At 65.0% G+C, this 25,422-nt stretch carries 26 protein-coding genes; 6 read left to right on the top strand and 20 right to left on the bottom strand.

All coding sequences use genetic code 11. The features are described from left to right. Positions 1–59: 59 nt before the first annotated feature. The 3 genes from kdpA to BTHE68_RS36740 are packed head-to-tail and all read right to left on the bottom strand — an operon-like array spanning position 60 to position 2,064. Positions 60–1,868, bottom strand: a complete 1,809-nt coding sequence (kdpA, locus tag BTHE68_RS24715) for a potassium-transporting ATPase subunit KdpA (RefSeq protein ID WP_162068907.1) — start codon at positions 1,866–1,868, stop codon at positions 60–62. Beyond that, a complete protein-coding gene (gene kdpF, locus BTHE68_RS24710) occupies positions 1,865–1,960 on the bottom strand; it encodes a K(+)-transporting ATPase subunit F (protein ID WP_162068906.1) in 96 nt (31 codons plus the stop codon). The genes kdpA and kdpF overlap by 4 nt, the downstream gene beginning before the upstream one ends. Next, positions 1,957–2,064, bottom strand: a complete 108-nt coding sequence (locus tag BTHE68_RS36740; RefSeq protein ID WP_197919710.1) for a potassium ABC transporter ATPase — start codon at positions 2,062–2,064, stop codon at positions 1,957–1,959. Before BTHE68_RS36740 ends, kdpF begins: the two co-directional genes overlap by 4 nt. A gap of 232 nt (positions 2,065–2,296) precedes the next feature. Here BTHE68_RS36740 and BTHE68_RS24705 point away from each other — a divergent pair, with 232 nt between their 5' ends. Then, on the top strand, positions 2,297–2,560 hold the full coding sequence (locus BTHE68_RS24705; protein WP_162068905.1) for a hypothetical protein: 264 nt from the start codon (positions 2,297–2,299) through the stop codon (positions 2,558–2,560). A gap of 21 nt (positions 2,561–2,581) precedes the next feature. Here BTHE68_RS24705 and BTHE68_RS24700 read toward each other — a convergent pair whose 3' ends face one another. The 6 genes from BTHE68_RS24700 to BTHE68_RS24675 are packed head-to-tail and all read right to left on the bottom strand — an operon-like array spanning position 2,582 to position 8,194. Further along, on the bottom strand, positions 2,582–3,349 hold the full coding sequence (locus tag BTHE68_RS24700) for an ABC transporter ATP-binding protein (RefSeq protein WP_162068904.1): 768 nt from the start codon (positions 3,347–3,349) through the stop codon (positions 2,582–2,584). Between the two features lie 44 nt (positions 3,350–3,393). Continuing rightward, positions 3,394–4,107, bottom strand: a complete 714-nt coding sequence (locus tag BTHE68_RS24695) for an ABC transporter permease (RefSeq protein WP_162068903.1) — start codon at positions 4,105–4,107, stop codon at positions 3,394–3,396. Next, on the bottom strand, positions 4,104–4,793 hold the full coding sequence (locus BTHE68_RS24690; protein WP_162069179.1) for an ABC transporter permease: 690 nt from the start codon (positions 4,791–4,793) through the stop codon (positions 4,104–4,106). The genes BTHE68_RS24695 and BTHE68_RS24690 overlap by 4 nt, the downstream gene beginning before the upstream one ends. Positions 4,794–4,834: 41 nt before the next feature. Next, positions 4,835–5,962 (bottom strand): DUF2817 domain-containing protein, encoded by a 1,128-nt coding sequence (locus BTHE68_RS24685; RefSeq protein WP_162068902.1) that lies wholly within the window; start codon positions 5,960–5,962, stop codon positions 4,835–4,837. Between the two features lie 49 nt (positions 5,963–6,011). Further along, positions 6,012–7,118 (bottom strand): 2Fe-2S iron-sulfur cluster-binding protein, encoded by a 1,107-nt coding sequence (locus BTHE68_RS24680; RefSeq protein ID WP_162068901.1) that lies wholly within the window; start codon positions 7,116–7,118, stop codon positions 6,012–6,014. Next, complete coding sequence (locus tag BTHE68_RS24675) at positions 7,115–8,194, bottom strand: aromatic ring-hydroxylating dioxygenase subunit alpha (protein WP_162068900.1); 1,080 nt, start codon at positions 8,192–8,194, stop codon at positions 7,115–7,117. The genes BTHE68_RS24680 and BTHE68_RS24675 overlap by 4 nt, the downstream gene beginning before the upstream one ends. A gap of 158 nt (positions 8,195–8,352) precedes the next feature. On the opposite strand from BTHE68_RS24675, the gene BTHE68_RS24670 reads away from it, so the two are divergent. Further along, positions 8,353–9,327 carry a LysR substrate-binding domain-containing protein gene (locus tag BTHE68_RS24670; RefSeq protein WP_162068899.1) on the top strand — a complete coding sequence of 325 codons (975 nt, stop codon included), beginning with the start codon at positions 8,353–8,355 and terminating at the stop codon, positions 9,325–9,327. Here the strand turns inward: BTHE68_RS24670 and BTHE68_RS24665 are convergent. From BTHE68_RS24665 to BTHE68_RS24655, 3 genes are read right to left on the bottom strand one after another with little or no spacing between them, the layout of a single operon-like run. Beyond that, a complete protein-coding gene (locus BTHE68_RS24665; RefSeq protein ID WP_162068898.1) occupies positions 9,324–10,175 on the bottom strand; it encodes a phytanoyl-CoA dioxygenase family protein in 852 nt (283 codons plus the stop codon). The genes BTHE68_RS24670 and BTHE68_RS24665 overlap by 4 nt on opposite strands. Positions 10,176–10,206: 31 nt before the next feature. Further along, positions 10,207–10,983 carry an ABC transporter substrate-binding protein gene (locus BTHE68_RS24660; protein ID WP_162068897.1) on the bottom strand — a complete coding sequence of 259 codons (777 nt, stop codon included), beginning with the start codon at positions 10,981–10,983 and terminating at the stop codon, positions 10,207–10,209. Positions 10,984–11,028: 45 nt separating this feature from the next. Next, positions 11,029–12,192, bottom strand: a complete 1,164-nt coding sequence (locus BTHE68_RS24655; RefSeq protein ID WP_232078049.1) for a M20 aminoacylase family protein — start codon at positions 12,190–12,192, stop codon at positions 11,029–11,031. 145 nt (positions 12,193–12,337) lie between these two features. Between BTHE68_RS24655 and BTHE68_RS24650 the strand changes: the two genes are divergently transcribed. Further along, complete coding sequence (locus BTHE68_RS24650; RefSeq protein ID WP_162068896.1) at positions 12,338–13,288, top strand: LysR family transcriptional regulator; 951 nt, start codon at positions 12,338–12,340, stop codon at positions 13,286–13,288. A gap of 16 nt (positions 13,289–13,304) precedes the next feature. Here BTHE68_RS24650 and BTHE68_RS24645 read toward each other — a convergent pair whose 3' ends face one another. Both BTHE68_RS24645 and BTHE68_RS24640 read right to left on the bottom strand, forming a co-directional pair. Beyond that, complete coding sequence (locus tag BTHE68_RS24645; protein ID WP_162068895.1) at positions 13,305–14,078, bottom strand: ABC transporter substrate-binding protein; 774 nt, start codon at positions 14,076–14,078, stop codon at positions 13,305–13,307. A 124-nt stretch (positions 14,079–14,202) separates the two neighbouring features. Continuing rightward, the gene (locus tag BTHE68_RS24640) at positions 14,203–14,997 is read right to left on the bottom strand and encodes a class I SAM-dependent methyltransferase (RefSeq protein ID WP_232078048.1); all 795 of its coding nucleotides are present in this window, start codon (positions 14,995–14,997) and stop codon (positions 14,203–14,205) included. Positions 14,998–15,055: 58 nt separating this feature from the next. On the opposite strand from BTHE68_RS24640, the gene BTHE68_RS36965 reads away from it, so the two are divergent. Continuing rightward, entirely contained in the window at positions 15,056–15,382 is a 327-nt protein-coding gene (locus tag BTHE68_RS36965; protein WP_232078047.1) for a hypothetical protein, read from the top strand. A 29-nt stretch (positions 15,383–15,411) separates the two neighbouring features. Here BTHE68_RS36965 and BTHE68_RS24630 read toward each other — a convergent pair whose 3' ends face one another. Both BTHE68_RS24630 and BTHE68_RS24625 read right to left on the bottom strand, forming a co-directional pair. Then, entirely contained in the window at positions 15,412–16,143 is a 732-nt protein-coding gene (locus BTHE68_RS24630) for an oxygen-binding di-iron domain-containing protein (RefSeq protein WP_162068893.1), read from the bottom strand. Positions 16,144–16,230: 87 nt separating this feature from the next. Beyond that, positions 16,231–17,781: a bifunctional AfsR/SARP family transcriptional regulator/alpha/beta hydrolase gene (locus tag BTHE68_RS24625; RefSeq protein WP_162068892.1), complete on the bottom strand. Its 1,551-nt coding sequence runs from the start codon at positions 17,779–17,781 to the stop codon at positions 16,231–16,233. A gap of 117 nt (positions 17,782–17,898) precedes the next feature. Here BTHE68_RS24625 and BTHE68_RS24620 point away from each other — a divergent pair, with 117 nt between their 5' ends. Together BTHE68_RS24620 and BTHE68_RS24610 are read left to right on the top strand one after the other, a co-directional pair. Continuing rightward, the gene (locus BTHE68_RS24620) at positions 17,899–19,281 is read left to right on the top strand and encodes an FAD-dependent oxidoreductase (protein ID WP_162068891.1); all 1,383 of its coding nucleotides are present in this window, start codon (positions 17,899–17,901) and stop codon (positions 19,279–19,281) included. Between the two features lie 600 nt (positions 19,282–19,881). Then, positions 19,882–21,993 (top strand): hybrid sensor histidine kinase/response regulator, encoded by a 2,112-nt coding sequence (locus BTHE68_RS24610; RefSeq protein WP_232078046.1) that lies wholly within the window; start codon positions 19,882–19,884, stop codon positions 21,991–21,993. Between the two features lie 14 nt (positions 21,994–22,007). Here the strand turns inward: BTHE68_RS24610 and BTHE68_RS24605 are convergent, their stop codons facing one another. From BTHE68_RS24605 to BTHE68_RS24590, 4 genes are read right to left on the bottom strand one after another with little or no spacing between them, the layout of a single operon-like run. Next, positions 22,008–22,652: a CHASE3 domain-containing protein gene (locus BTHE68_RS24605; RefSeq protein ID WP_232078045.1), complete on the bottom strand. Its 645-nt coding sequence runs from the start codon at positions 22,650–22,652 to the stop codon at positions 22,008–22,010. Next, the gene (locus BTHE68_RS24600) at positions 22,649–23,914 is read right to left on the bottom strand and encodes an MFS transporter (RefSeq protein ID WP_162068889.1); all 1,266 of its coding nucleotides are present in this window, start codon (positions 23,912–23,914) and stop codon (positions 22,649–22,651) included. The genes BTHE68_RS24605 and BTHE68_RS24600 overlap by 4 nt, the downstream gene beginning before the upstream one ends. A 26-nt stretch (positions 23,915–23,940) precedes the next feature. Then, positions 23,941–24,501 carry a hypothetical protein gene (locus BTHE68_RS24595; protein ID WP_162068888.1) on the bottom strand — a complete coding sequence of 187 codons (561 nt, stop codon included), beginning with the start codon at positions 24,499–24,501 and terminating at the stop codon, positions 23,941–23,943. Positions 24,502–24,552: 51 nt separating this feature from the next. Continuing rightward, a complete protein-coding gene (locus BTHE68_RS24590; protein ID WP_162068887.1) occupies positions 24,553–25,305 on the bottom strand; it encodes a hypothetical protein in 753 nt (250 codons plus the stop codon). Positions 25,306–25,422: the final 117 nt, after the last annotated feature.

Below are 25,422 nucleotides of genomic sequence, written 5' to 3'. Positions count from 1 at the left end.
CAGATTCTCGGGACGGTGCATCGGCGGTTGATTGATTTGATTCATGCTGTCCTCGGAAATCAATGGCCCGTGACCATCGTGACGTGCTCGACGATGGGGCCGAGCGCGAGCGCGGGAATATAGGTCAGCGCGCCGACCAGAAGCAGCGTGCCGAGCAGGAGCACCACGAAGAGCGGGCCGTGTGTAGGCAAGGTCCCGGCTGTCACGGCAAGACGCTTCTTGGCCGCGAGCGAGCCCGCGATGGCGAGGATCGGGATGAGCGAGCCGAAACGGCCGAACCACATCGCAATGCCGAGCATCGAGTTGTAGAACGGCGTGTTCACCGAAAGGCCGCCGAACGCGCTGCCGTTGTTGTTGGCGGCGGAACTGAACGCGTAGAGCACTTCCGAGAAGCCATGCGCGCCGGGATTCGCGATGCCTGCGGTGCCCGCTGCCGTCAGCACCGCGATCGACGTGCCCACGAGCACGAGCAGCGGCGTGAGCAGAATCACGATGGACACCATCTTCATCTCGAACGACTCGATCTTCTTGCCCACGTATTCGGGCGTGCGGCCGATCATCAGGCCCGCCACGAAGACCGCGAGCAGTGCGAACGCGAGCATGCCGTACAGACCCGAGCCGACGCCGCCGAAGATCACCTCACCCAGCTGGATGAGCAGCATCGGAACGAGGCCGCCGAGCGGCGTCAGCGAATCGTGCGTATTGGCGACCGCGCCGCAGGAGGCCGCCGTGGTCGCGACCGTGAAGATGCCCGACTGCGCGATGCCGAAGCGCGTTTCCTTGCCTTCCATGTTGCCGCCGGCCTGCAGCGCGGACGCGGCGGTGTCGACCTTGAGCGACGCGTACAGCGGATTGCCGGCCTGTTCCGACGAGATCTCGCCCCAGCACGCGACGGCAAACGCGATGGTCATGGCGGCGAGCACCGCGTAACCCTGCCGCTTGTCGCCCACCGTGCGCCCGAACACCACGCACAGCGCCGCCGGGATGATCAGCATGGCGAGCATCTGCATGAAGTTGGAGAACGGCGTCGGGTTTTCGAACGGATGCGCGGAGTTGGCGTTGAAGAAGCCGCCGCCGTTGGTGCCGAGCATCTTGATCGCTTCCTGGGATGCGACCGGGCCCATCGGCAGCGTCTGCTTGTCCGCCTTCACGTCCTGCATCACCGGATTGCCCTTCTCGTCCTTGACGGCATTGCCTTGCGCGTCCGACTTCGGCGCCTGGTATGTCGTGACCTGAAGCGTGGGCACGTCCTCGTAGGCCTTGAAATTCTGAATCGCGCCCTGGCTCACGAACACCAGCGCGAAGATCACCGCGAGCGGCGCGAGAATGTAGAGCGTCGTGCGCGTCAGATCGACCCAGAAATTGCCGATGGTCTGCGCCGTGTGACGCTTGAAGCCCCGGATCAGCGCGATCACGACCGCGATGCCGGTGGCCGCCGAGACGAAATTCTGCACGGTGAGGCCCAGCATCTGCGCGAGATAGCCGAGCGTGCTTTCGCCGCCGTAGTCCTGCCAGTTCGTGTTGGTCACGAAACTGACGGCGGTGTTGAACGCGGCATCGGGCGTCATGCCGGCCATGCCTTGCGGATTCGCCGGAAGCATGCCCTGCAGGCGCAGGATCGCGTAGAGCACCAGTGCGCCGAGCGCATTGAAAAGCATCACGGCGATCGCGTAATGCTTCCACGACATCTCGGCTTCGGGATCGACGCCGGCGATGCGATACAGCAGGTTTTCGAGCGGTCGGCCGATCTTGCGCACGACGACCGACGAGCCGTCGAGCACATTGGCGATGTATCTCCCGAGCGGAATCGCCAGCGCGATGAGGACGACGATGAAGATCGCCGTCTGCATGAACGTGTTGGGGTTCATTCGAGATCCTCCGCACGCAACAGCGCGTACACGAGGTACACGAACAGCAGCAGCGTAGCTGCCGTCGCCAGCCACAACATCCAGGCGCTCATGGACGGCCTCCCGTCGCGCGACGGCTCAGCTTGTCGCAGCCGTGCGTGAGCGCCAGGCAAAGTCCCCAGAAGAGGACGATGCCGGCGAGATAAACGAAGTCCATTTTGATGTTCTCCCCAAGTGCGGTTCAGGACAGCGTGGAGAATAGGAGAACGGACGTAAAGGACTTACGAAGAGAGTTGGGGAAGGTATAAAAAATGTGTAAACGGCGCGCGGCAATCCGTTACGCCCGCGCGGTTCGCCCGATACGCGTGCGCCGACGGATAGCCGAGTGCGGCAAAGGTATCATTACGCAATGCCCGGATGCTTTTCCCTCACCGTCCCGAGGAGACCGCATGACAACTCACGACTTCTCCCAGTTTTCCTGGGACGAACAGGAAGACGTCAAGGCCGTACTCGCCAACCGGGGACTCGACCCTCGCGATTTCGAGATCGCGGACAATGACGACGTTCCCCCGGGCGCCAAAAACGGCACGATCCGGCAGGTTTCGGTCACGCGGGTCGCGAACGGCAAGCGCGCGACCTACGACACGGACCACTTCGGCACCTGGCTCACCGATTTCGCCGAGGCTCTGGAAGCGGGCGAGTTCGACGACTGAGCGGCCCGCGCCTGCACCGCATCACTTGAGACTGCCCGACAGAAACCCGCGCAGCCGGTCGCTGCGAGGATTCACGAGCATGTCGTGCGGACAGCCCTGCTCCTCGATCCGCCCCTGATGCAGAAACACCGCGTGATTCGATACATTGCGCGCGAAGCCCATCTCATGCGTGACGACGATCATCGTGCGCCCCTCTTCCGCGAGCGCCTGCATCACGCGAAGCACTTCGCCCACGAGTTCGGGATCGAGCGCCGACGTGGGCTCGTCGAACAGCATGACTTCCGGCTCCATCGCGAGCGCGCGTGCGATCGCCACGCGCTGCTGCTGGCCGCCCGAGAGATGGGACGGATAGCGGCTTTCCAGCGCCGGCGTCAGGCCCACCTTCGCGAGATAGCCCCGTGCGCGCTCGGTCGCTTCGGCGCGGCTCAGTCCCAGTACGCTCACCGGCGCCTCGATCACGTTCTCCAGCACGGTCTTGTGCGCCCAGAGATTGAAATGCTGGAACACCATCGACAGCTTCGCGCGCATCCGGCGCAACTGCTTCGGATCGGCAACGCGCAATGCGCCGCGCCGGTCGCGCTCCGTGCGGATCGGTTCACCATCGAGCGCGATGCTCCCCGAACAGGGCTGTTCGAGAAAGTTCATGCATCGCAGAAACGTGCTCTTGCCCGAACCGCTCGAACCGATGATGCTGATGACATCCCCCGCCTTCGCATCGAGCGACACGCCCTTGAGGACTTCGTTTTCACCGAACTTCTTGTGCAGGTCATGCACGGCCAGCTTGGACATGGGTTCGAAATCTCCTGCCTGACGAAGAGTGTGCCGGACGCCCTTCAGAGCGCCTGCGGCTTCAGAAACGCAAGCCAGTGCGACTCCAGCTTGCGGAAGGCGAACACCAAAGCGAACACGATGCCCGCATAGAGCAGCGCTGCGATGCCGAATGCCTGAAACGACTGATAGGTCGCCGAGTTGACGTCGCGCGTGACCTTCAGGATGTCGGGCACGGTCGCGGTGAATGCGAGCGTCGTCGCATGCAGCATCAGGATCACTTCGTTGCTGTAGCTGGGCAGCGCGCGGCGCAGCGCCGAGGGCAGAATGATGCGTCGATACAGCGTGAAGCGCGACATGCCGTAAGCCATCCCGGCTTCCACTTCTCCGTACGCGGTGGCCCTGATCGCGCCCGCGAAGATTTCGGTCGTGTAGGCGCACTCGTTAAGCGTGAAGGCGAGCAGCGTGCAATTCATCGCGTTGCGAAAGAAGGCGTCGAGCAGCACATGCGAATGCACGACCTGCAGGCTGTAGAGGCCCGTATAGCAGAGCAGGAGCTGGACATAGAGCGGCGTGCCGCGAAACACATAGGTATAGAGCCACACGGGCGTCGAGATGAACCGGTTGGGCGACGCCCGCGCGATCGCAAGCGGCACGGCGAGACAAAAACCCAGCCCGATGGACGCGGCCAGCAGCCACAGCGTGATGGCGAGACCCGTGAAGCGGTAGCCGTCGGTGAACAGATAGTTCTGCCAGTATTCGCGAACGATGTCGATCACAGCGCGGCCCTCCGCACGCCCACCGAATAGCGCCTTTCGAGCCAGGCGAGCAGCAGGTTCGAAAGCGACGTGATCGCCAGATAGATCGCGCCCGCGGCCAGCGTGAAGAAGAAGAATCGCAGCGTGCTCTTGCCGGCATCCTGCGTGACCTTGACGATATCCGCGAGACCGATGATCGACACCAGCGCCGTCGCTTTCACCACGACCTGCCAGTTGTTGCCGATGCCCGGCAGCGCGTAACGCATCATCTGCGGGAACATCAGCCGGCGGAACACCTGCCAGCGCGTCATGCCGTATGCGTGCCCCGCTTCGATCTGTCCGCGAGCAACCGCGAGAAACGCGCCGCGGAACGTCTCCGTAAAGTACGCACCGTAGATGAAGCCGAGCGTGAGCACGCCCGCGATGAACGGATCGATGTCGATCTGCTCCACGCCCATCGCATCCGTGATGCGGTTCAGCAGGATCTGAATGCTGTAGAACAGCAGCAGCATCAGCACGAGGTCGGGCACTGCGCGAATCAGCGTCGTGTAGGCCGTGCCGATGCTCACGAAAGCGCGCCTGCCCGAGAGTTTCGCCGCTGCGCCGATCAGTCCCAGCGCGAACGAAACCGCGAGCGACAACAACGCCAGCTCCAGTGTCCTGCAGGTGCCCGCGATCAGTTGCGGTCCATAGCCTTCCAGCATGATGGGGTGTCTCCGTTGTGGTCGTTATGTGCGGCGGGCGCGGTTCAAACCGCGCGCGGCGTGCGATGCAGATCGGGCAACGCCTTCAGCGCGCGCTCCCAGACCTGCCGCGTGCGACGCCACGCGATATCGCGCCAGTCCTCGTCGGCGGGCAGGAAGGCATCGAACAGCGCGCGGCTGATCTGCCTGCCGCGCGCATCGTGCGGGTCGCCGTGCAGGTGCAGCCAGTGATCGTTGCGCAAGGCCTCGTGCATGGGTCCTTCGGCGTACGTGCCGCACTCGATGACGAGCTGCATCAGGCGCGTGCCGGGCAACGCGTCGAGCATCGCCTGCGAGGTGTAGCCGGTCGCGCGGGCGACGACGCCGGTGTCGCTCACCGCGGCCTGCGCGTCGGTCACGAGCGTATGCAGCCACGGGCCGTAGAGCGTCTGCGCGTCGGCGAGCGCGGGATAGCGCGCCTGCGCGATCGCCATCAGCATCGGATAGCCGAACGGACCGGCGCCGGTATGCAGATCGAACGCGATCGCGACCTGAGCGGGCGTCAGAAACCGGTCGATGATCGCGCGCAAGGTCTGGTTGGACCACGCGGCCTCTTTGCCGCCATAGAAAAGGCCGTCCGCATGCGCGTACTGTCCCGCGCCGACGATCGCCTGATATTCCGGCCAGCCCATGCTGCGCAACTGCGCGGCGAGCTGCGCATCGGCGCGCGCGCGGCCGGGCCCGTCGAGATCGCGGCAGGTGTAGATCTCGTGAATCGCTTCGTAACGCGCGTTGACCGGCAGCGGCGCGTTGAAATCCAGATAGTTGCGGTTCAGGTCGATGTTGTCCTCGTTGACGCGGCGCACCCACGCCGTGCCCCACGGGTTGATCAGATGCACCATCATCACCGCGACGCCAGCCGGCAAGGCGCGCGTGCCGAGCTCGCGCAGCCACGCCGTCTGGCACGCCGAGCCGTAGTAGCCCTCGACGCCGTGCGTCCCCGAAATCGCGACCAGCACGCGGCGGGCATCGGACGGGCCGAGCCACGCGACGTCCGTGGCGAGCGTTTCGCCCGCCGGAGCGCGCAACGGATGTTCGTACGACACCACGGCCGCGCCCGCTGCCGTCGCCGCCTGCAGAAACCGTTCGCGCTGACTTGCGTAGCGGGGTTCGACTGGAAATTCGATCGTCATGCGCTCCTCGTCTCCTTGCTAGTGTTGAAACCGCGTGTCGACGCGGCGCTCATGTGCATTGCAGCGCCAGCGTCACCGAAGTCAATGGCTTCGCGCAGCACAGCAGCACTTCGCCTTCGGCAGGCGGATCGAGCGGCGGCTCGACATAGCTCACTTGCCCTTCCACGAGACGCGCGGCGCAACTGCCGCAGATACCCGCGCGGCAACTGAACGTCGGCGCGTGGCCCGCCTGCTCCGCAAACTCCAGCAGCGATCCGCATGCGGGGTCCCAGGCGAGCGGCTCGTTCTGCGGATGAATGCGCACGGTGAGCGCAGCAGCGGTGGAATCCGCGATCGTCGAGGGACGTGTCGTGTCGGCCGGCGGCTCGGGCTGCGAAGCTTCGTCATCGATCACCGTCGCAGGGCCGAAGAACTCGTAATGGATGCGCTCGCGCGCGACACCGAGGCTGCGCAGCAAGCGCCAGTTCGCCTGCATGAACGCGGGCGGCCCGCACAGATAGACCTCGTAGTCGTCGAGCGGCAGCAGCGCCTGCAAGGTCGCCTTCGTCAGCAATCCGCTGCTGTCGCAGACGTCGAGATCCTCGCGCCCGCGCGGCACGCGGTAACACACGTGCACGCCGATGCCCGCGCGCGTGCCGGCGAGATGCCGCACTTCATCGCGAAACGCATGCACTGCGCCGTTCTCGCATGCGTGAATGAAATGCACGCGCCGCGTGCTCGCCGAACTCAGCCGGTGCAGCATGCTCAGCATGGGCGTCACGCCGATGCCGCCGCTCAGCAGCACGACGGGCCGCTCGCTGTCTTCCGCGCAGACGAACGCGCCCAGCGGTCCGGCGATCTCGAGCGCATCGCCGACCGCGATCTGCTCGTGGAGATGGCAGGAGCCGCGCCCGCGCGGATTCGTTTCCTGCTTGACCGATATGCGCCAGCGCGACGTGTCGGCGGGATCGCCCGACAGGCTGTAGGTGCGCACAAGCGGCTCGCCGTCGGGCATCGCGAGGCGCACGGCGACGAACTGGCCAGCGAGAAACGGCGGCAGCGCGGCGCCCTCCGTCGGCACGAGTTCGAACGACACGACCGAAGCGCTCTCGCGAACCCGCCGTGCGACCCGAAGCCGTCTGAAACCGCCTGGCGCGGGCGAAACGGCGCCTGTCATGCCACGGCTCCGCCCGCCGTCTGACCCACGACGTACACGGTGGAAGACGCCGTCGATGAAGCCTGCTCGCGCTCGATCATCTTCGCGAGCGCACGGCGAAAACGCAGCGGTCCCGCATCGATGGCGAGATCGATGTTCGGCGTGCGCCGCTGCGCCATGCCCGCGTGCACGGCGCTCAACACCGCCCGGTCTTCTTCGAAGGCGTGGCGCACGTCCTCGTCGAACTGGCGCGAGACGTCTTCGTCGCCCGGTGCGAAGTTGCGTGTCTGGAACCAGAAATAGCGCGTGTGCGAAGCGTCCACCGGCGTCATGAAGTTGTACGAGTTCATGAGGAAGACATCCGGATGCGGCGGCGCATCGTCGCCGCCGGTGCCGGCCGGCGTGAACACGGCCTTGATGATCGCGTGCGACGGAAAGCGCACTTCGTAATGCTGCTTGCGGTCGCAACGTCCGCCGAAACGCACGAATTTCGCATAGAAGGGCGCCACGTCCACGTCGCGCATCCAGCGCGAGACCGTCACGCCCTGCTCCGCGACCTCCGTTCTGAGCGGCTCCGCCTCACAGGCCGCGTTACCGAACGACGTACGATGAACCCACGCGACATGCGAGGGATCGAGCAGATTGTCCGTGACGTACAGGTAATGGCAATCGACGGTCATCGCATCGCCCCGGTTCGAGCCCCACGCCGGATCGTTCCATTCGTCGACCTCGATGATGGCGGCGGGATCGGCCGCGTCCGGCTCGCCCATCCAGATCCACACGAGACCGTAGCGCTCCGCAAGCGGATAGCTGCGCACGCGCGCGCCCGTCGGGATACGCGCCGCGCCCGGTGCGCGCGTGCACGCGCCCGAACAGTCGAAGGTCAGTCCGTGGTAGCCGCATTCGACCTCGTCGCCCATGCGGCGGCCCATCGAGAGCGGCAGCTTGCGATGCGGGCACGCGTCTTCCAGCGCGACGGGCGTGCCGTCCAGCTTGCGGTAGAAGACGATGCGCTCGTCGAGAATCGTCAACGGCCGCAGTTTCTGCGTGACCTCGTTGTCCCACGCCGCGACATACCACGCGTTCTTCAAAAACATTGCACTGCCTCCTGTTCGGTAGCGCCCGGTCGATGCCGACCTCTGCTTCGCTTCGAGCATGTGAGAAGCATAAGAAGTCAAAACACCGAAGAACAGGTGTGAAAATCTGCCGTTTCGTTTAGAGTTTCTAAACCGAAAAGATCACGCGGGAGACGCGGATGCAGACCCTTCCTCCTTTGCGCGCGCTTCAGGTTTTCGAGGCCGTGGGCCGCTGCGGCGGCGTCACCGAAGCCGCGCGGCGCCTCGGCATTTCCGCGGGCGCGGTCAGCCAGCAGATGAAGCTGCTCGAGGACACGCTGGGCCTGCGCCTGATGCAGAAGGACGGCAAACGGCTGCGGCTCACGGCCGCCGGCGCGCGCTACCACGCAAGCTGCGCCGTCGCGTTCGAAAGCCTGCGGGTCGCGCACGCCGAAATCGAGCGGTCGAGGAACGTGCGCAATCTCAGCGTGAGCGCGCTGCCGTCGCTGCTGTCGAAATGGCTCGCCGCGCGCGTGGCCACATGGCAGCAACGCTATCCCGATCTGAGCGTCTATCTCGACGGCACGCACACGGAACCGTCGCCGGATGGCTACGAGATCGATTTCCGCATCAGCTACGGCGATCGCGTGATCGACGTGAACAACGCCGTCGAACTTTTTCGCGACTGCGTGGTGCCCGTCTGCAGCCCGCATCTTCTGCGCGAGGATGCGCCGCTCGCGACGCCCGCCGACATCCTGGCCTATCCGCTGATTGCCGTCGACTGGCAGCCGAAGTTCGCGTCGCCCCCTTCGTGGCGCGACTGGTTCCGCGCGAACGGCGTCGACGAAGCGGACAACGGCCGCGTCAACGACTCGCGCCAGGTCCATTCGCTGTCCAGCGTGGCGATCCAGGCGGCCATCGACGGTCACGGCTTCGTGCTCGCGCAGTCGTCGATGATCTGCGACGATCTCGCCGCCGGACGCCTCGTCATGCCCTTCGCGCTGGGTCTCGCGCTGCCCGGGCCGTACTTCCTGACGTGGCGGCCTCACACGTTCGACAAGGCGCACTGTCGCAGCTTTCATCGCTGGCTCCTGACGCAGGCAAAGGAACAGCAGCAGCTCAACGACAGTCTGCTGCGCGTGATCGGCGAAACGGGCGCGCCGGCGGACAGTTAGGCTTCGGATCGGGCGTGCGCGGTCCACAAGACCGGAAACAGCGGATGATCCATCGGCGCGCCGTCGGCCAGCACGGAGGCGAGTCCGGGAAACTCGGGCGAAGTGCGCCACGGGCGCGGCGCGTGCCGGATGTCGTCGCCGATGAAGCGGATCGAGAAAGCGCGCCGCCGCACCTTGCCTCCGACGCCGCCCGACGCGTGCAGCGTGAGCATGTTGAAGCAGACCATGTCGCCCGGTTCGAGCGCCCAGCCGACGATCGGATGCGCAGCGCGATCGGCTTCGATGTCCGGCAGGTCCGCGAGGCTGCCTTCCGGGAACCACTTCGCCTCGTTTTCCATGAACGTGCGCGGCATCAGCCAGGGCCCGCGATGCGAGCCCGCGACGAACTCGAGCGTCGACTCGCGCGCCACCGGATCGACGGGAATCCACATGCTCACGTTGTCCCCGCCGACGATGTTGTAGTACGGCTGATCCTGATGCCACGGCGTGCGCTGGCGCGTGTTCGGCTCCTTCACGAGCACGTGGTCGTGATACAGCCGCACGGTCTCGCAGCCCATCAGCGCGCCGGCCACCGCAGGCGCGGCTGACCCGCCGATGAAGCGCCGGTACGCATCGTTCGACTGCCAGTTGCAGAAGTCCTCGAAAAACCAGCCCGGATCATTGGGCCGGCTCGCGACCTTGGCGCGTTCGCTCGGCGCGGCGAGATTGCGCTCGATACCTTCGCGCAGCAAGGCGACTTCCTCTTCAGTGAAGATATTGCGCACGCACACCGCGCCATCGCGACGAAACGCTTCCGTCAGCGCCGGCGTCACGGCACGTGCAAGACGCTCCTTCAGGCTTTCGTGCATCGCTCGCTCCCTGTGAGTGGGTTGATTGCGTTCAATTGCCGTAGATGTCGAAGTTGAAGTACTTCGACGCCACGCGCTGATAGTTGCCGTTCTTGCGAATCGCGTCGATCGCCTGATTGAGACGGTCTTCGAGCGCGGCGTCGCCTTTGCGCACGCCGATCGCGACATCGCCCGCCACGCGATTGTCGTTCACCGGCTCGCCGACCAGCGCGAAGCCCTTGCCGCGCGGCGTCTTCAGAAAGCCGTAGTCGGCCTGCACCGACGACTGGAACGCGGCGTCGAGCCGGCCCGTCACGAGATCCTGATAAATCTGGTCCTGCGTCTGGTAGGACACGAGCGTGACGCCCTTCGTCGCCCATTCGGTGCGCGCGAAGCTCTCCTGCGTCGAACCCTGCACGACGCCGACGCGCTGTCCCTGCAAGGCCTTCGCATCCGGCTGCAGCTTCGTGCCGGAACGCGCGATCAGCGCCGACGGGCCGTTGTAAAGGCGACGGGTGAAGTCGATCTGCTGACGGCGCGACGCGGTGGCCGACATCGCGGAGAGGATCGCGTCGAACTTGCGCGCCTTCAGCGCCGGGATCATGCCGTCGAAGTTCTGCTCCACCCAGACGCATTTCTGGTTCAGTTGCGCGCAGATCGCATTGCCGAGTTCGATATCGAAGCCGACGAGCGAGCCATCCGCCGCCTTCGACTCGAACGGCGGATAACTCGGATCGACGCCGAAGCGCAGCGTCTGGGGATCCTGCGCCTGCACCATCGCGGGCGCCATGACGAGCGCGAGCAACACGGGAAGCAATGCACGTTTCATAGCGATTTCCGAAGTGTGGGGATGGATAATCGGGCGCTGCGCGCGTCAGGCGAGGAAGCGTTCGACGAGCCGCACCCAGTAGCGCGCGCCCGTCATGAGAATGTCGTCATTGAAGTCGTAGCCGGGGTTGTGGACCATGCAACTGCCTTCGCCGTCGCCATTGCCGATGATCAGGTAGCAGCCGCGGCACTGGCGCAGGATCCACGCGAAGTCTTCGCTGCCGGTGAACGGCTGGAGATCGGCGATCAGGCGATCGTCGCCGAGCCATTCGCGCGCCACGTCCTCTGCGAACGCGGTCATCTCCGCGTCGTTCACGAGCACCGGATAGCTCGCCTCGTAGTTCACTTCGGCGCGTGCGCCGTACACCGCCGCCTGGCTTTCGATCACCTGCGTGATGCGCCGCTCCAGCTCGTCGCGCACGGCGGGGCGCAAGGCCCGCACCGAGATGTTCATGCGCGCTTCGTCGGGAATCACGTTGGACGCCTCGCCTGCGTGGATCGCGCCCACGGTGATCACGGCCATGTCGAGCGGCGCGACGTTGCGCGACACCACGGTCTGCAGCGCGAGGACGATCGCCGAGCACACGACGACAGGATCCACCGTCATATGCGGCATCGCGCCGTGGCCGCCATGACCGATCACCCGCACGGTCACCTGATCGGCGGACGCCATGAACGGTCCTGCGCGAAAGCCGAGATGACCGGCGGGATAGCCCGGCATGTTGTGCATGGCGAACACGGCGTCGCACGGAAAGCGTTCCAGCAGTCCCTCTTCGAGCATGCGCCGCGCGCCGGCGAGCCCTTCTTCGGCGGGCTGGAAGATGAGGTGCAAAGTGCCGTCGAAGTCGCGGGTGCGGGCCAGCTCTTTAGCGGCGGCGAGCAGCATTGCCGTGTGGCCGTCGTGACCGCACGCGTGCATCTTGCCGGGCGTGACGCTGGCATAGGGCAAACCGGTGCGCTCATGTACCGGCAGCGCGTCCATGTCCGCGCGCACGCCGATCCGGCGCGGACCGTCGCCGCATTTCAGCGTGCCGACCACGCCGGTGCCCGCAAGTCCGCGATGGACCTCGTAACCCCAGTCGAGCAGGCGTTGCGCGACGAGATCGCTCGTCATGAACTCCTCGTAGCCGAGTTCGGGATGGGCGTGAATCTGGCGCCGCAACGCGATCATCTCATCGCGGATCGCAAGGAAGTCGTCTGGAGCATTCATCGTTCACGTCTCTCGTTATGTCTCGCTGTATCAGGGTTATCCGGCAGGCGAAGCTCTGGCGTGCCACTAACGTAGCGCGACAGAATCGGGCGGGGGAGAGCTAGAATCGTGAACGTGACAACCAACGGCTAACACCCGGCGCCGCATGAAGCTCCAGCAACTTCGAACACTCGTGGCCGTCGCCGAGGCCGGTGGCATTCGCGGCGCCGCGCGCCTGCTCGACGCATCGCCCGCGGCGATCACCAAGAGCCTGCGCCAGCTCGAAGAAGACGTGCAGATGCCGCTCGTGAACCGAACGTCATCGGGAGTCATGCTGACGGAAGCGGGCCAGGCGCTGCTGGTCCATGCGCGGCTGATGGTGGGTCAGATGACACGCGCTCACGAAGCGATGGGCGCGTTGCGCGGCGCGCCGCGAGGCAAGCTCACGGTCGCCGTGACGCCGTGGATCGCGATGACGTTCCTGCCGGAAACCATCACGCGGTTCTGCGAGAAGATGCCCGACGTGAGGCTCGAATTCTTCGAAGGCCTGTTGTCGATCGCCAATCCGCGACTGCGCGACGGCAGCCTCGACTTCTTCATCGGCCGGCCGGCGCCGGGCACGTCGGGTGTCGAATTCAACTATCGGCCGCTGTTCTCGTCGACCTGCGCGGTAGTGGGCCGCGAAGGCCATCCGCTGCTCGGCTGTCACTCGCTCGCGGACCTGCGCGAGCTCGACTGGGTTCTCACCTGGGACCCGGCCAATGACGGACCCAACGTCGATAACATGTTCTCGCGGCACAGCGTGCCGATGCCCCGCAAGATTCATCTGGCGCATTCGTTCTCGATCGCCATTTCGCTGCTGCGGCAGACCGACATGGTGAGCGTCTTTCCCTGGCCGCTCGTGGAACTGAGCGCGCCGCGCGAACGTCTGTGCGCGTTTCCGCTGCGCGAACAACTCGAGGACGCGATGGTCGGCGTCATCTCGCGCAGCGGCCAGCCGCTCAGCGAAGCGTCCGAGTGCTTCATCGCGTGTCTGATCGGCACGATTCGCGACGGGCTGGAATCCTCCTCGCAGCAGACACGCAATGTCCTGCGTTCCGTCGAACTGCTGATCTGACGATGCCGGGACGCGCTCAACCGCTCGATATGTCGAAGTCGAAATAGCGCTGGCGAATCCTGAGGTACGTGCCGTCCTTTTTCATCGCCTCGATCGCGCCGTCGACCTTCTCGCGCAGCGCGGCGTCGTCCTTGCGAAAGCCGATGGCCGCGCCCTTGCCCAGCGTTTTCGCGTCGGTCACGGGGTCGCCCAGGAACGCGTAGCCCGCGCCCTGCTGCGTCTTGAGAAAGCCCTCGCTGCCCGAAATCATGTCGGTCAGCGTGGCGTCGATGCGCCCCGAGCGCAAGTCCGTATAGACCTGTTCCTGATTGCCGTACGACACCACTTCGATGCCGGCCGGCGCCCAATAGGCCTTCGCGTAGGCCTCCTGCGTCGAACCCTGCGCGACGCCGATCCGCTTGCCTTTCAGCGAATCGACGGCCGGCCGGATGTCGGCGCCCTGATGGCCGATCAGGCGGCTTGGCGTATTGAAGAGCGGCGTCGAGAAGGCAACTTGCGTCTCGCGCTTCGGCGTGATCGACATCGCCGACAGGATCGCCTCGAACTTGCGTCCCTGCAACGCGGGGATGATGCCGTCGAAGGCCGTTTCCACCCACACGCAGCGCACGCTCAGGCGACGGCAGATTTCGTTGCCGAGGTCGATCTCGAAGCCCACCAGTTGCCCCGAAGGCGACTTCGATTCGAACGGCGCGTAAGAGGGATCGACGCCGAAGCGCAGTTCCGCCGCATCCTTCGCGTGGGCGCACAGCGCGAGCATCGACAACGTCAGACAGGCAATCGCTTTTTTCATGGGGCTCTCCTCGTCTCATCGAACGAGGTCGAGCGTAAGAACCCAAAAACGGCGCGTACAGAGGCTTCGTGCTGCGGCATGGTTTAGTTTTTCTAAACCGGGCGCGAGAGAGCGAGTGCGATCGCTAAGGTTTGACGAACCTCAGCGTCATACGATCTGATTCTCCGATCGCCGCATAGCGCGCCCGGTCGACGTCACCGCCCTCGTAGGTCGGCGGCAGCGACCACACGCCGTGCGGATAGTCCTTCGTATCCTTCGCGTTCGCGTTGATCTCGCTGCGCGCGACCAGCCTGAACCCGGCCGCTTGCGCGTGCTCGACGACATACGCTTCCGTCACGTAGCCGGAATCGATCATCTGCTGCACCGACGTCCCCGGCCGCGCGCGATGTTCCTCGACGCCGAGTTCACCGCCATGCTTCAGCGCGCCATAGAACGCGCGCAGATTCGCATCGATTTGGCCGTCCTTGATCCAGTTATGGATGTTTCGAAACGTGAGCACGCGATCGAAACGTTCATGCGCGTCGAAGCCCATGAACTGGCCCGCGTGCAGCGTGCCGACGACGACGTTTCCATACATCGCCGGAGCGTTCGCGAGCTTGCGTCGGTAAGCGGCATCGGTTGCATTGTCCTCGGCGGCGAGATCGGCGGACGTGCTGACATACTGCGCTTCATAAAGCTGCCCGGCGTCATGCAGATAAGGCGCAAGGATGTCCGTGTACCATCCGCCTCCCGGGGCGATTTCCAGCACAGCCTGGGTCGAGCCGAGGTCGAAGAACTGCAGCGTTTCCTTCGGATGGCGATAGACGTCGCGGGCGCGCGCCTTGTCGCTGCGCTGCGATCCGCTGATCGCGGCATCGAGAGATTGCGAATCATGTGATGAATCGGGAGCCGAGGACGCGCAACCTGTCAGCGCGAGCATGAGGAGGCTGAGGGCGATCGTGACTGTCCGCGCCCGGGCAATGCGAATAGAGTTGTTCATGAACCAGATGGAAGGTTTTGAAGGTAAGACACGATACGCGTTTCTTTCATGCTCTTCCAAAGCGACCGCGCAAGACAGGAAGCTTTCTGGTTTCGATTACTTCGGCAAGGCGACCCCAATGACGAATCATTCCGACAGCGATCCGCCATCCGATCCCGACGAGCTAAAAGGCCCGGGCGGCATGACATTGCGGCAGATTCACGAACAGGTGCAGAGGTCCGTGCAGCGGGACCGCGAGGCGCAGGCTGCGCACAACGCGATCGCACCGAAAACCCGATGGCAGCGATGGGTGCGATACGTATGGGGCCGCAGCGGCCGTCGCTAGCCCTCATCGACGGGAAAACTGCGCGCGTTTCATTGACGCACGCTCTGGGCCAAAGCGCGCAGCAACCCGGCGCCGTCGCCGTTCCACGCGCTGCCATGCATGCAGGCCAGCGTCGTCGGCTCGAGTTGAGCGAGGCGCTCGAACATCGCGTCGGCGTTCCGGGTGTGCGAGAAGTAGTCCATGCTTCGCCTGAACGCTTCGCTCGGACCCAGGATATCGGACGTCGTGAGCGCAGGCAGCGTAGCGCCGCCTTGCGTGAAGAGGTCACCGCACAGCAGGGTGCGCGTGCTTTCCTCCATCATGAAGCCGCATTCCCACGCGTGCGGAAGATGAGGCGTGTCGATCCATCGCACGCTGTGCCGTCCGAGCGAAACCGCCTGTCCGTCGGCGAGCGCGACGGGCGCGCGATCGGCGAGATCCGTGATGGACACCATTGCCGCCACGGTGCCGCACAGCGGCGCAGCATCGGGGGCCACCGCCAGCCACTCGTTGAGCGAACCGCATTCGTCTGCCTCGACGTGCGAGAACGCGATATGCCGCAGACGCGCCGGCTCGATGACACTCGCGAGCGCTTCGCGCACGAGCGGAAACATCCTGCGCGGGCCGGTATGAAAGAGCAACGGTTCGTCGTCGACGATCAAATACTGGTTGAAAGAGAAACCGCCTGCGTCGCCGGGCAGCACCACCGGCGTGTTGATGCGATACACCCCGGCGGCGATTTCCTCGACGTTCGTGGACGACTGCGAGTTCGTGATGACCATGCGTGCCTCCTGGTACGTGCGCTTTCATTCTTGTTTGTTTAAAGCTATACGGCAGGCATGCTGTAAGCAAGTCAGCGCGGGCCGCACTTACGCGGCAAGGCTGTCGACAAACTGCCTGATGTTATCGAGCACGGCGTGTTGGTCTCCGGCGAAAGCCCAGTGATCGGCACCTTCGAGTTCGACGTAACGCGCCTGCCCGATATGCCCGGCGAGATGCCGCCCGGCGCCCACGCGAACCGCGCGGTCGTCCCGACGGTGCAGCACCAGAGTCGGCACGGATACGCGGTCCAGAAGATGCCGCACATCCATATCGCGCAGGGTCTCGAGCACGCCCTTGATCGCGCCCGGGCTCGACGCGGCCCGCAGCATGCCAGCCCACCAGGCTCGCGCCTGTGGATCGCCGGACAGGCTGGGCGCGAAGGTCTCGATGCCTGCCGGCCCGCCCCACCCTGCAATGAGTTGCCCGAGCCACGCGTCGTACTGACTTGCCTGCAGCGCGTGAGCATAGTCGTGCGTTGCGGTCCCCTTCGCCAGCGAGCCGAACAGAATCAGACCCGCGACACGCTCAGGGTGATCGACGGCGAACCTGATGCATGCCGGGCCGCCTTCCGACGCGCCGAACAGCACGACCCGACGGCTGCCGGCGGCGTCGAGCACGGTGCCGATGTCGCGCGCGGTCGCATCGACGCCGGGATTGAATCCGACCCGATCGGAAAGCCCGATGCCGCGACGATCGAGCAGGATGAGGCGGCCCATTCCGGCGAGCGCGGACAGGAACGCCCGGCAACGGGGTTCCTCCCAGACCCGCTCGACATGCGACACGAAACCGGGCAGCACCAGTACGTCGAAGCGTCCGGCGCCGCGGGTCTGAAACGCGAGATGGATGCCGTCACCGCTGGCGTAACGCGTGGACGGCAGTTCCTCGCTCGGCGATGTGGCGCTCGTGTCCAATAGCGCGAGGGTCTCGCCCTCGGGCGCCACGCCGAGTTCGTCGCGAAGGCGCCGTGTCAGGGCGTCGAGATGCCGCTGGGCCGTGGCCCGGTCTCCGGCGAGCAGAAGGTTGCGGATCAGGTGACGGCCATACACTTCGCTGAGCGGATCGAGCTCGACGAGACGGCTCGCGTGCGCGACCGCCGCCGCGTAGTCGCCGGCTGCATTTCTGTCGCGCACGACGCGCTCGAAGGCCTGGATCGCCCGGCCGCGGAGCGCTTCCCGGCGAAAGAAAGCCCACTCGTCGAACGCGGGGCAGTCGCCGGGCGAAAAACCCTCGAGAAAGTCGCCGGAATACAGGCGGCAGGCCCGATCGAACTCGCCGCTGTCGCAGGCTTGCTCGAACAGCCGGGAATCCACCTCCAGGTCGATCGTCGGCGACCATCGAACGGTCGATCTGTCCGTGATCAGAACGTCGTCGCCGAGCGCGAGCGGGAGACGATGCAGCAGTCGGCGCAACCGCGCCCGCACGACCTCTTCGCGGTCTTCCGGCCACAACATCGTGGCGCAGGCGTCGCGCCCGACGGAGACCTTCGCTTCGGCCAGAAAAACCAGCAGGGCCAGGCCCTTGCGCAGGGCCAATGGGCACGGCCGGCCGGCCCGACGAATCTCCGGAAATCCAAGCGTTCGGACACTGAACGAAGCCATGGCGAGGCGACCCTCGATGACGGCGTCCGGGGGACGCTCAGGGGACGACGCAATCCTAGCATTGCCTGCAGACGATGGCCGCAGGCTCATCGCGACAGACTGAACCGGAGGATTGCCATGAAGAACCTGGGCGAACATGCGATCGTGATCGGCGCCAGCATGGGTGGGCTGCTTGCCGCCCGCGTGCTGTCTGATTTCTATGCCAGCGTCACCGTGCTCGAACGCGACGAGTTTCCGTCAGCGGACACGCCGCGCAAGGGCGTGCCGCAGGGTCGCCATACCCACGGGCTCCTGGCACGCGGGAGCGCGATATTCGAGCAACTCTTCCCGGGATATAACGACGAGGTCGTCGTGCAAAGCGGCGGTCTGATCGGCGATGTCGCCAACGACGTGATCTGGATCGGCCGCAACGTCAGACTGGCCAATGGCCCGAGCGACCTGATCGGACTGCTTGCGAGCCGTCCCGTGCTCGAAGGCCATCTGCGCCGGCGGCTGCTGGCGTTGCCGAACGTGCGCGCCATCGGGAATTGCGCTGTGCGGGGGCTTCTCGCCGACCCCGCTCGCACGCGCGTGACGGGCGTGCGAGCGTGCGCCGACGGCAAGCCGGAAGAGACCATCGACGCGGACCTCGTCGTCGATGCGACCGGTCGTGGCTCATCCGGCGCCGCGTGGCTCGAGCAACTGGGCTACCCGTCTCCGCCCGATGAGAAAATCGAGACCGGCATCGGCTACATGACCCGTACCTATCGGCGTCGGCCGGCCGATCTCGACGGCAAGCACGGTATCGTCATCGCCGGCAGTGCGCCGAACTGGCGCAACGGCGTCATGCTCGCGCAGGAAAATGAAAGCTGGATCGTCAGTACCGGCGGCTATCTCGGCGACGAAGCACCGGACAACGACGAAGGCTTTCTCGCGTATCTGGCGACGCTGCCGACCATGGAGATTCATGACGTGGTCGCACGCGCGGAGCCGCTGAGCGATTACCGACGCTATCGCCACGTCGCCAGTCTGCGCCGGCGGTACGAACGGCTCGCACGTTTCCCCGAAGGTTATCTGGTTTTCGGAGACGCGATCTGCAGCTTCAACCCTGTCTATGGACAGGGCATGACGGTCGCGGCAGAGGAAGCGCTGGCGCTGCATCAATGCTTGCGCGCAGGCTCGACCAATGTTGCGCGCCGCTTCTTTGGCGCGGTCGAAAGGATCGTCGATATTCCGTGGCACATCGCGGTTGGCAACGACCTTCGTCATCCACGAGTCAAAGGTGCGCGCCCGCCGATGCTGCGTTTCATCAACTGGTACCTCGGCAAGCTTCACCTCGCCGCGACACACGACAGCGCGCTGGCGACCGCGTTTCTGAAGGTCGTCAATCTGATGATGCCGCCTTCGTCTCTGCTCAGTCCTGCGATCGTCGGGCGCGTCTGGCAAGGCAACCGGCGGCCTGTACGGTTCATTGCCGCGTCTGCCACCGGGGAAACGAGGCCGGACGGCGCGCCGTCATGACCGGTATGACGGCTTCGCGACACTCGGCGATTTTGGGGCCGTAGCCAAAGACACCGCAAAGAGCCTATTGACCCGTTTTTTGAGCGTCGACCTGACGCTCCATCGGTGCGGGATAACGTGCGGACATCCGCGATCCATCGTCTCGGCTCATATCGCCCGGAACGCGATTCCAGGGGCTGGACACGGGTTCACTATGATAGGTCATGCCCGATGTGGCGGCGCCGTGAGACCCGCCGCCTCCACTGCCGCCATTGCCATTGCCTCCTGCCCATACAGCAGACGAAATGATGCAGCCCACCGCGGTGAGCGTAAGCGTGAGCGAAGCCTTGCGTAATGTAGTCATCGACGTTCTCCCTAAGCGCGTATGCGCGTAAATCCCCGTAAATCACTATACGGCCGGGCACGAGGCGAGGATGCGCGAAGCGCACATCGTCAGGACCGCCAAAGTCGCTCGTTTGACGCTCCGGGAACATGTGAATAGACTTCGCGTTCGCGTATCGTCAAGCAAGTCCCATGACCATTCATCAGGAAACGCCCGCGTCCGACGGTTCAGCGCTGGATATTCCCGTGCCGCCACGCGATTTCGGCACGACGCGTCGCATGCTCATCGCGACATTGGTCGCTTCGATCGTCACGCCCTTGCTCTTTCTTGCGGCCTACGGCTATTTTGGCTACCAGACCCGCATTGCCGATTCGTCTGAAGGAATCGATCGCCTCGCGCGGATCGCCGAAGAACACGCGGTCAAAGCGCTGGATGTCATCCAGGAGGTGTCGCTGCGCGTATTGGCGATGGTTCACGATGACGGAGATGCGGCGATCCGCGCGCGCCAGAAATCGCTGCACGATTTTCTCGAGGACACCGTCCGGCGCTTGCCCTCGGTCGCTTCCATCGAGATATACGGACGCAACCGAAGTCTGCTCGTCAGCAGCAACACGTACCCCGTCGGACTTCAATCGATCGATGAGCATCTCCCGGGCGCGTCCGGAAAACCGGCGAGCGCGTCGGGGATAGTCATCTCGCAACCCGAACGCACATCCGACCCCGCCATCGATGTTTTCAATCTGACCTTGCCTCGCTACGACGCAAACGGTCGTTTTCTCGGCGCGCTGGTCATTGCGCTTCGACGCGATTATTTTTCGGCGTTCTATGAGCGGCTGACCGTTCACGACCGGGCATTGACCGTGGGCCTGTTTCGAAGCGACGGCACCACCCTCGTTCGATTTCCCGCGCCGCAGGCACGGCGACCGCCGACCAGCAACCAGCCTCTCTTCGAAGCGCTTCAAATCAACGCGCATAGTGGCCATCTGAAGATTTTCTCCACGCTGGACGGCGTCGAAAAGCTCCTGGTCTATCGACAGGTGGGCGGCTACCCGCTTTACGTGACGTGCGGCATTCCTGTTTCGATCGTGACGTCCAGATGGCTGGGACATGATGGGCTGATTGCTGTCGCGACGCTGCTCCCGTGCATCGGCATCTGGTTGCTGGTTGCATTCAGCCTGGGCCGCCTCAGGCGAGAACGGACGGCATGGGAAAGGTGGAACGCCGAATTCAGGATGCGTGTTTCCGCCGAGGAGACCACACGCCAGATGAAGCGGATGGGCGCGCTCGGCAATCTCGTGGCCAACGTCGCGCACGACTTCAACAACCTGCTGATGGTGGTGAAGGCCAACATGGAACTGGCGCGCCGCAAAGGCTTCAACGGGCTGGAGAAGGAAGTCATCGCGGTCGAACGCGCCTCCATCTCCGCCGAAGCGCTGGCGCGGCGTCTGCTCAGCGTCGCTCGCAAACAGCCGCTGCATCAGGACGTGGTCGACGTCAAAGTATGGCTGGAGCAGGACGCCTCGCTGATCCGAATGTCGCTCGGCGAACGGGTCGGACTGCATATCGAGGCACGCGAAGCGATCTGGCCGATTTACGTGGATCCGACGGAGTTGCAGTCCGCGCTGATCAATCTTGCGGTCAACGCCAAGGATGCGATGCCGCACGGCGGCGCGTTCACGATCCGTTGCGAGAACATCGCCATCGGGACGGCACGAGCCAATCTCAAGTCGGGCGAGTACGTCGTGATCGCCTGCTCGGATACCGGCGTCGGCATGCCGCCCGCGGTCGTGCGACGCGCATTCGAGCCGCTCTACACGACCAAGGCCGCGAACGCAGGCACCGGGCTGGGTCTCGCGCAGGTCACCGCGATGTGCGAGCAGGCCGGCGGCACGGCCCGCATCGAGAGCGCGCCTGGAGAAGGCACCACGGTATCGCTCATCCTTCCCCGCTCGGCGAAGGAAGTCGAAGTTCGCCAGGTGAAAGCGCCTCCCGAGCCTGCCCGCACGAAAGAGCCGACCAAAGGCTCCATCCTGCTGGTCGAGGATAACGAAGAAGTCGCCGCCGGGCTGTCGGCCGTGCTTGAAGTTTTCGGCTGGCAATCGCGCCACGAACTGACGGGCGATGCCGCGCTCGTTCTGCTCGACGATGGCGCGCGGTTCGACCTCATCCTTTCCGATGTGCAGATGCCCGGCATGAATAACGGTATCGACGTAGCCGAGAAAGTGCGCCGGAAGTGGCCGAAGCAGGCCATCGCCTTGATGACCGGCTATGCCGACGAGCTAGAGCGGGCAAGACATGCCGGCGTGACTATCCTGTCGAAGCCGTTCAATATCGATGACTTGCAAGCGTTGTTGCAGAGCGTGAACTTGCCTGCGTCCCGCAATGTTTAGATGGTTCGAGATCCCTACTTCCCGCCGCTGACAAAACGCAACCCAAGCCGCGCCGCGATCGAGAGCATCGCGAGACTGATCGTCACGACGAGCATCGCGCGCTCGGTTCGCGATGCGCGATCAGTACGCTCGATCAGCAGTCCGGTTTCCGACTGGCGCATCTGCGCGATCAGCATCCGGATCCGGTTCATGCGCTCGAGGCCGACATCGCTCAGTATCATCTCGCGCGCCTGCGCAGTCCCTTGTTCCCTCACAACACTCAGCGTGCGTGCAAGTTCGGAAAGCTTGTCCGTCAAGGCGAGGTCGAGTGCATCGACGCGTGCAAGCTGCGCCGGACTGTCGTGGACGAGCGCCCTCAGCTTCGCCGGCTGTGCTCGCACATCGTCGATCGCCTGCAAGTAAGGCCTGAGATACGCTTCATTGACCGTGAGAATGTAGCCACGCTGGCCGGTTTCGGCATCGGTCATCAATTGCAGCGTGGTCTCCAGCGTCGACATCACCTGATACGTATGCTCGATCCAGTCGCGTTGCGCGAGCAGGATGCGGTGATAGCCGTAGGACGTCGCGGCGGCGACGATCACGAGCGCCGTGAGCGGCACGACACGCCAGTCGAATGACTCACGAATACGCCACCGCTCGCGCTCGCGCTCGCGTTTCATCGCCGTTCAGAAGCGCCGGACAGCGCAAGCGACGGATCATCGGCGGCATCGCGGCAATTGCCGCACGCTTTCCTGATCGATGCGCCGAAGCACAGCCAGAGCGCGAGCGAGCCTGTCGACACCGCGCCCAGTGCGAGAAACGCGGCCACATAGCCGAAATGCTGTGCGATCGAGCCGCCCAGCGCGGGACTGAGCGCCGCACCGATGCCCTGCACCGTCATCACCACGCCCTGCCCGACATTGACGCGCCCGGTGCCTTGCAGCAAACGCACGACGAGCGCCGGAACCGCCACGCTCTGCAACCCCGCGCCGATGCCGTCGAGCGCCTGAACGGGCCACACGCCCCATGCGGTGATGAACATCGCCGCGACCAGACCACGCAGCGGCAACGCCAGAAAGGTGATCAGAATCACGCCCCAGTAGCCCGTGCGCTGAATCAGCCGGTTCGCGAAGAACGCCGCGACGACCATCACGAGTTGCGCGACCACGATCGTCTGGGCGGTGAAGGCGCTCGGCTCGCCCTGATGCGCTGCGACGACGGCGAGACCATAGAGCGGCAGCATCGCCGCATTGCCGAGGTGGAACATCGCGAGCGCGGCGGCAAGCAGCAGCAGCGGCCTGCACGTGAGCAACATCCGGAAGCCGCTCGCGTGCTCATGCTCCGAAGAAGACGACGATGGCGACGAGGCCGCGAGCCCGCGCGCGCTGTCGTGATCGATCGCATCGCGGCGGATCAGCAGCGTCGAGAGCACGGTCATCGCGCCGAACACGCCCGCGAGCGCGAACACCGCGCCGAATCCGAAGCGCCAGCCGAGCCATCCCGACAGCGCCGCGCCCACGACATTGCCCGCGTGATTCGCCACCTGATTGCGCGCGAACTGCCGGTCGAAACCGCGCTCGCGCACGATGCCGAGCGTCACGCCCGCGACCGCGGGACCGAGCGCGGCGCCGGTCACCGCCGTGAGAATCTGCGAGGCGGCGACCATCCAGAAACCATGCGACACCCACAGCGCGAGCGAAGCGAGCGTCGTCATGACGCCCGCCGCCACGATGAGGCCGCGCTTGTGATGCGTCGAGTCAACGAGCGCGCCCGCCGGCGAGGTCGCGAGCATGCCGGCGATGCCGCCGAGCGTCATCACGGTGCCGATCGACTCCGGATGCCAGCCCTGCGCCTGCAGAAAGACGCCGAGAAACGGGCCGATGCCCGCCTGCACATCGGCCATGAAGAAGCTCAGTCCTTCGAGCGCGTAGAGAGGATTCATGAGCCGCTCACCGTGGACGTCTTCAGTCAGGCGGAAACGGGCGCGTCGATGAGTTCGGCGATCTCATCCACGTCGATCGTCCGCCCGTGCCGGTTCCGGATGCCGCGCCCCCACGCCTGCACGTGCGCGCCCGGCGCGAGATACGTCGACAGTTCGGCGGCGGCATGCGGCGGCATCCGCAGCGAGGTGCCGTCGTCGAGCAGCGCGCCGCGTAGCTCGCCCTTCGGCCCGAAGAGCGACAGCAGCACCTCACCGCTCGCGTCCATCGGCTTGTGTTCGACGTGCGGCTTGGGATGCTTTTCGCCATCGTGATGCGGGCCTTCGTCGAGGATGACCTTGCCGGTCTTCGTCACCAGCGAGACCGCCGCGACCATGTCCGCGCCGCGCGGCTTCACGCCGCGCACACGGACCGCATCGCCCACGGCGACCTGCCGCGCGATCTGCCGCGACAGGTGCGGCGGAAAGTGAACCTGCAGCGCTTGCCGCGCGCCGAGCACGATGCCATCGATTTCACCGTGCGGGTTCAGCAGAAAGCGCGTGACCGTGCCGCGCGTTTCGGGAAGGCTTTCAGGGTCGATCCAGTGCATTTCGTTGATCCTAGTTTGACGTTGATAAAAACATGCCGGACGTCGACGCGCTCATGGGCTCGGCGGCGCACGGTCATAGAGCGAAGTCAGGTTGCCCGGCGCACCGAACGACGTCGCCTGGAGGGCGGTGCCGTATTGATTGCGCGTGCCGTAGCCTTGCGCCGATACCTGCGCGCCCGCCCGAACGAGCGACGGAAATTGCTGGGCCACGGGAGGCGTCAGTTTGATGACGGTGCCATCGGCGAGAATCACGCCGTCAGGCTCGCCGCGCGGAGCGGTGGTGATGTGCGCCACTTGCCCCTGCGCGCTCAGACGTGCCAGCCCCGCGCCGCGCAGTTCACGCGGCAAACGCGGCGCGCCCGGCAGCGGCGGCTGGTCGATGAGTTGCTGCCCGCTTCTCGCGTCGGTGATGCGTTGCGCCTTGAGATTGCCGCCCGCATCGCGCCAGCCGTCGATCCGCACGCTGTCGCCCGGGCGTAGCGCCGAGGTGAGTTGCGCGCTCATGTGCGGCGGGAAGCGCACGAGCGCGCCGTCGCTGGTCAGAAAGCCGTCGACATCGCCATCGGGGTTGATGAGAAAGCGCGATACGGTGGCTTGCGCGCTGACCGCCGCGCCGTCGTCCACGGGCGGCGGCGGTGGCGGTGGCGGTGGCGCGCCCACTGCCGCGACGGGCGGCGGCGGCGCAACGGGCGGTTGAGTCTGAGCAGCGCAACCCGCGCTCGTCGCGAACAGCACGACGAGATTGATCGCGCTCAGCACGCGGGCGGTCGTGCAGTGGACCGGGTTCGTCGATATCGATTGCATGATTCACTCCCTGACTTTGACGTGGAGTGATCTGCAAGGGCCATGCCATCGAATGAAAGCCCGGCCGCTCAATGGTTCGGCGTGAAGTAGCGCCATGCAGTGTCGGGAAACCGGACG

It is taken from the genome of Burkholderia sp. THE68 (assembly GCF_009938265.1).
Taxonomy (GTDB): Bacteria; Pseudomonadota; Gammaproteobacteria; order Burkholderiales; family Burkholderiaceae; genus Caballeronia.
The sequence above is the reverse complement of the archived record's forward strand: the minus strand, read 5'-3'. Positions and strand labels throughout refer to the sequence as shown.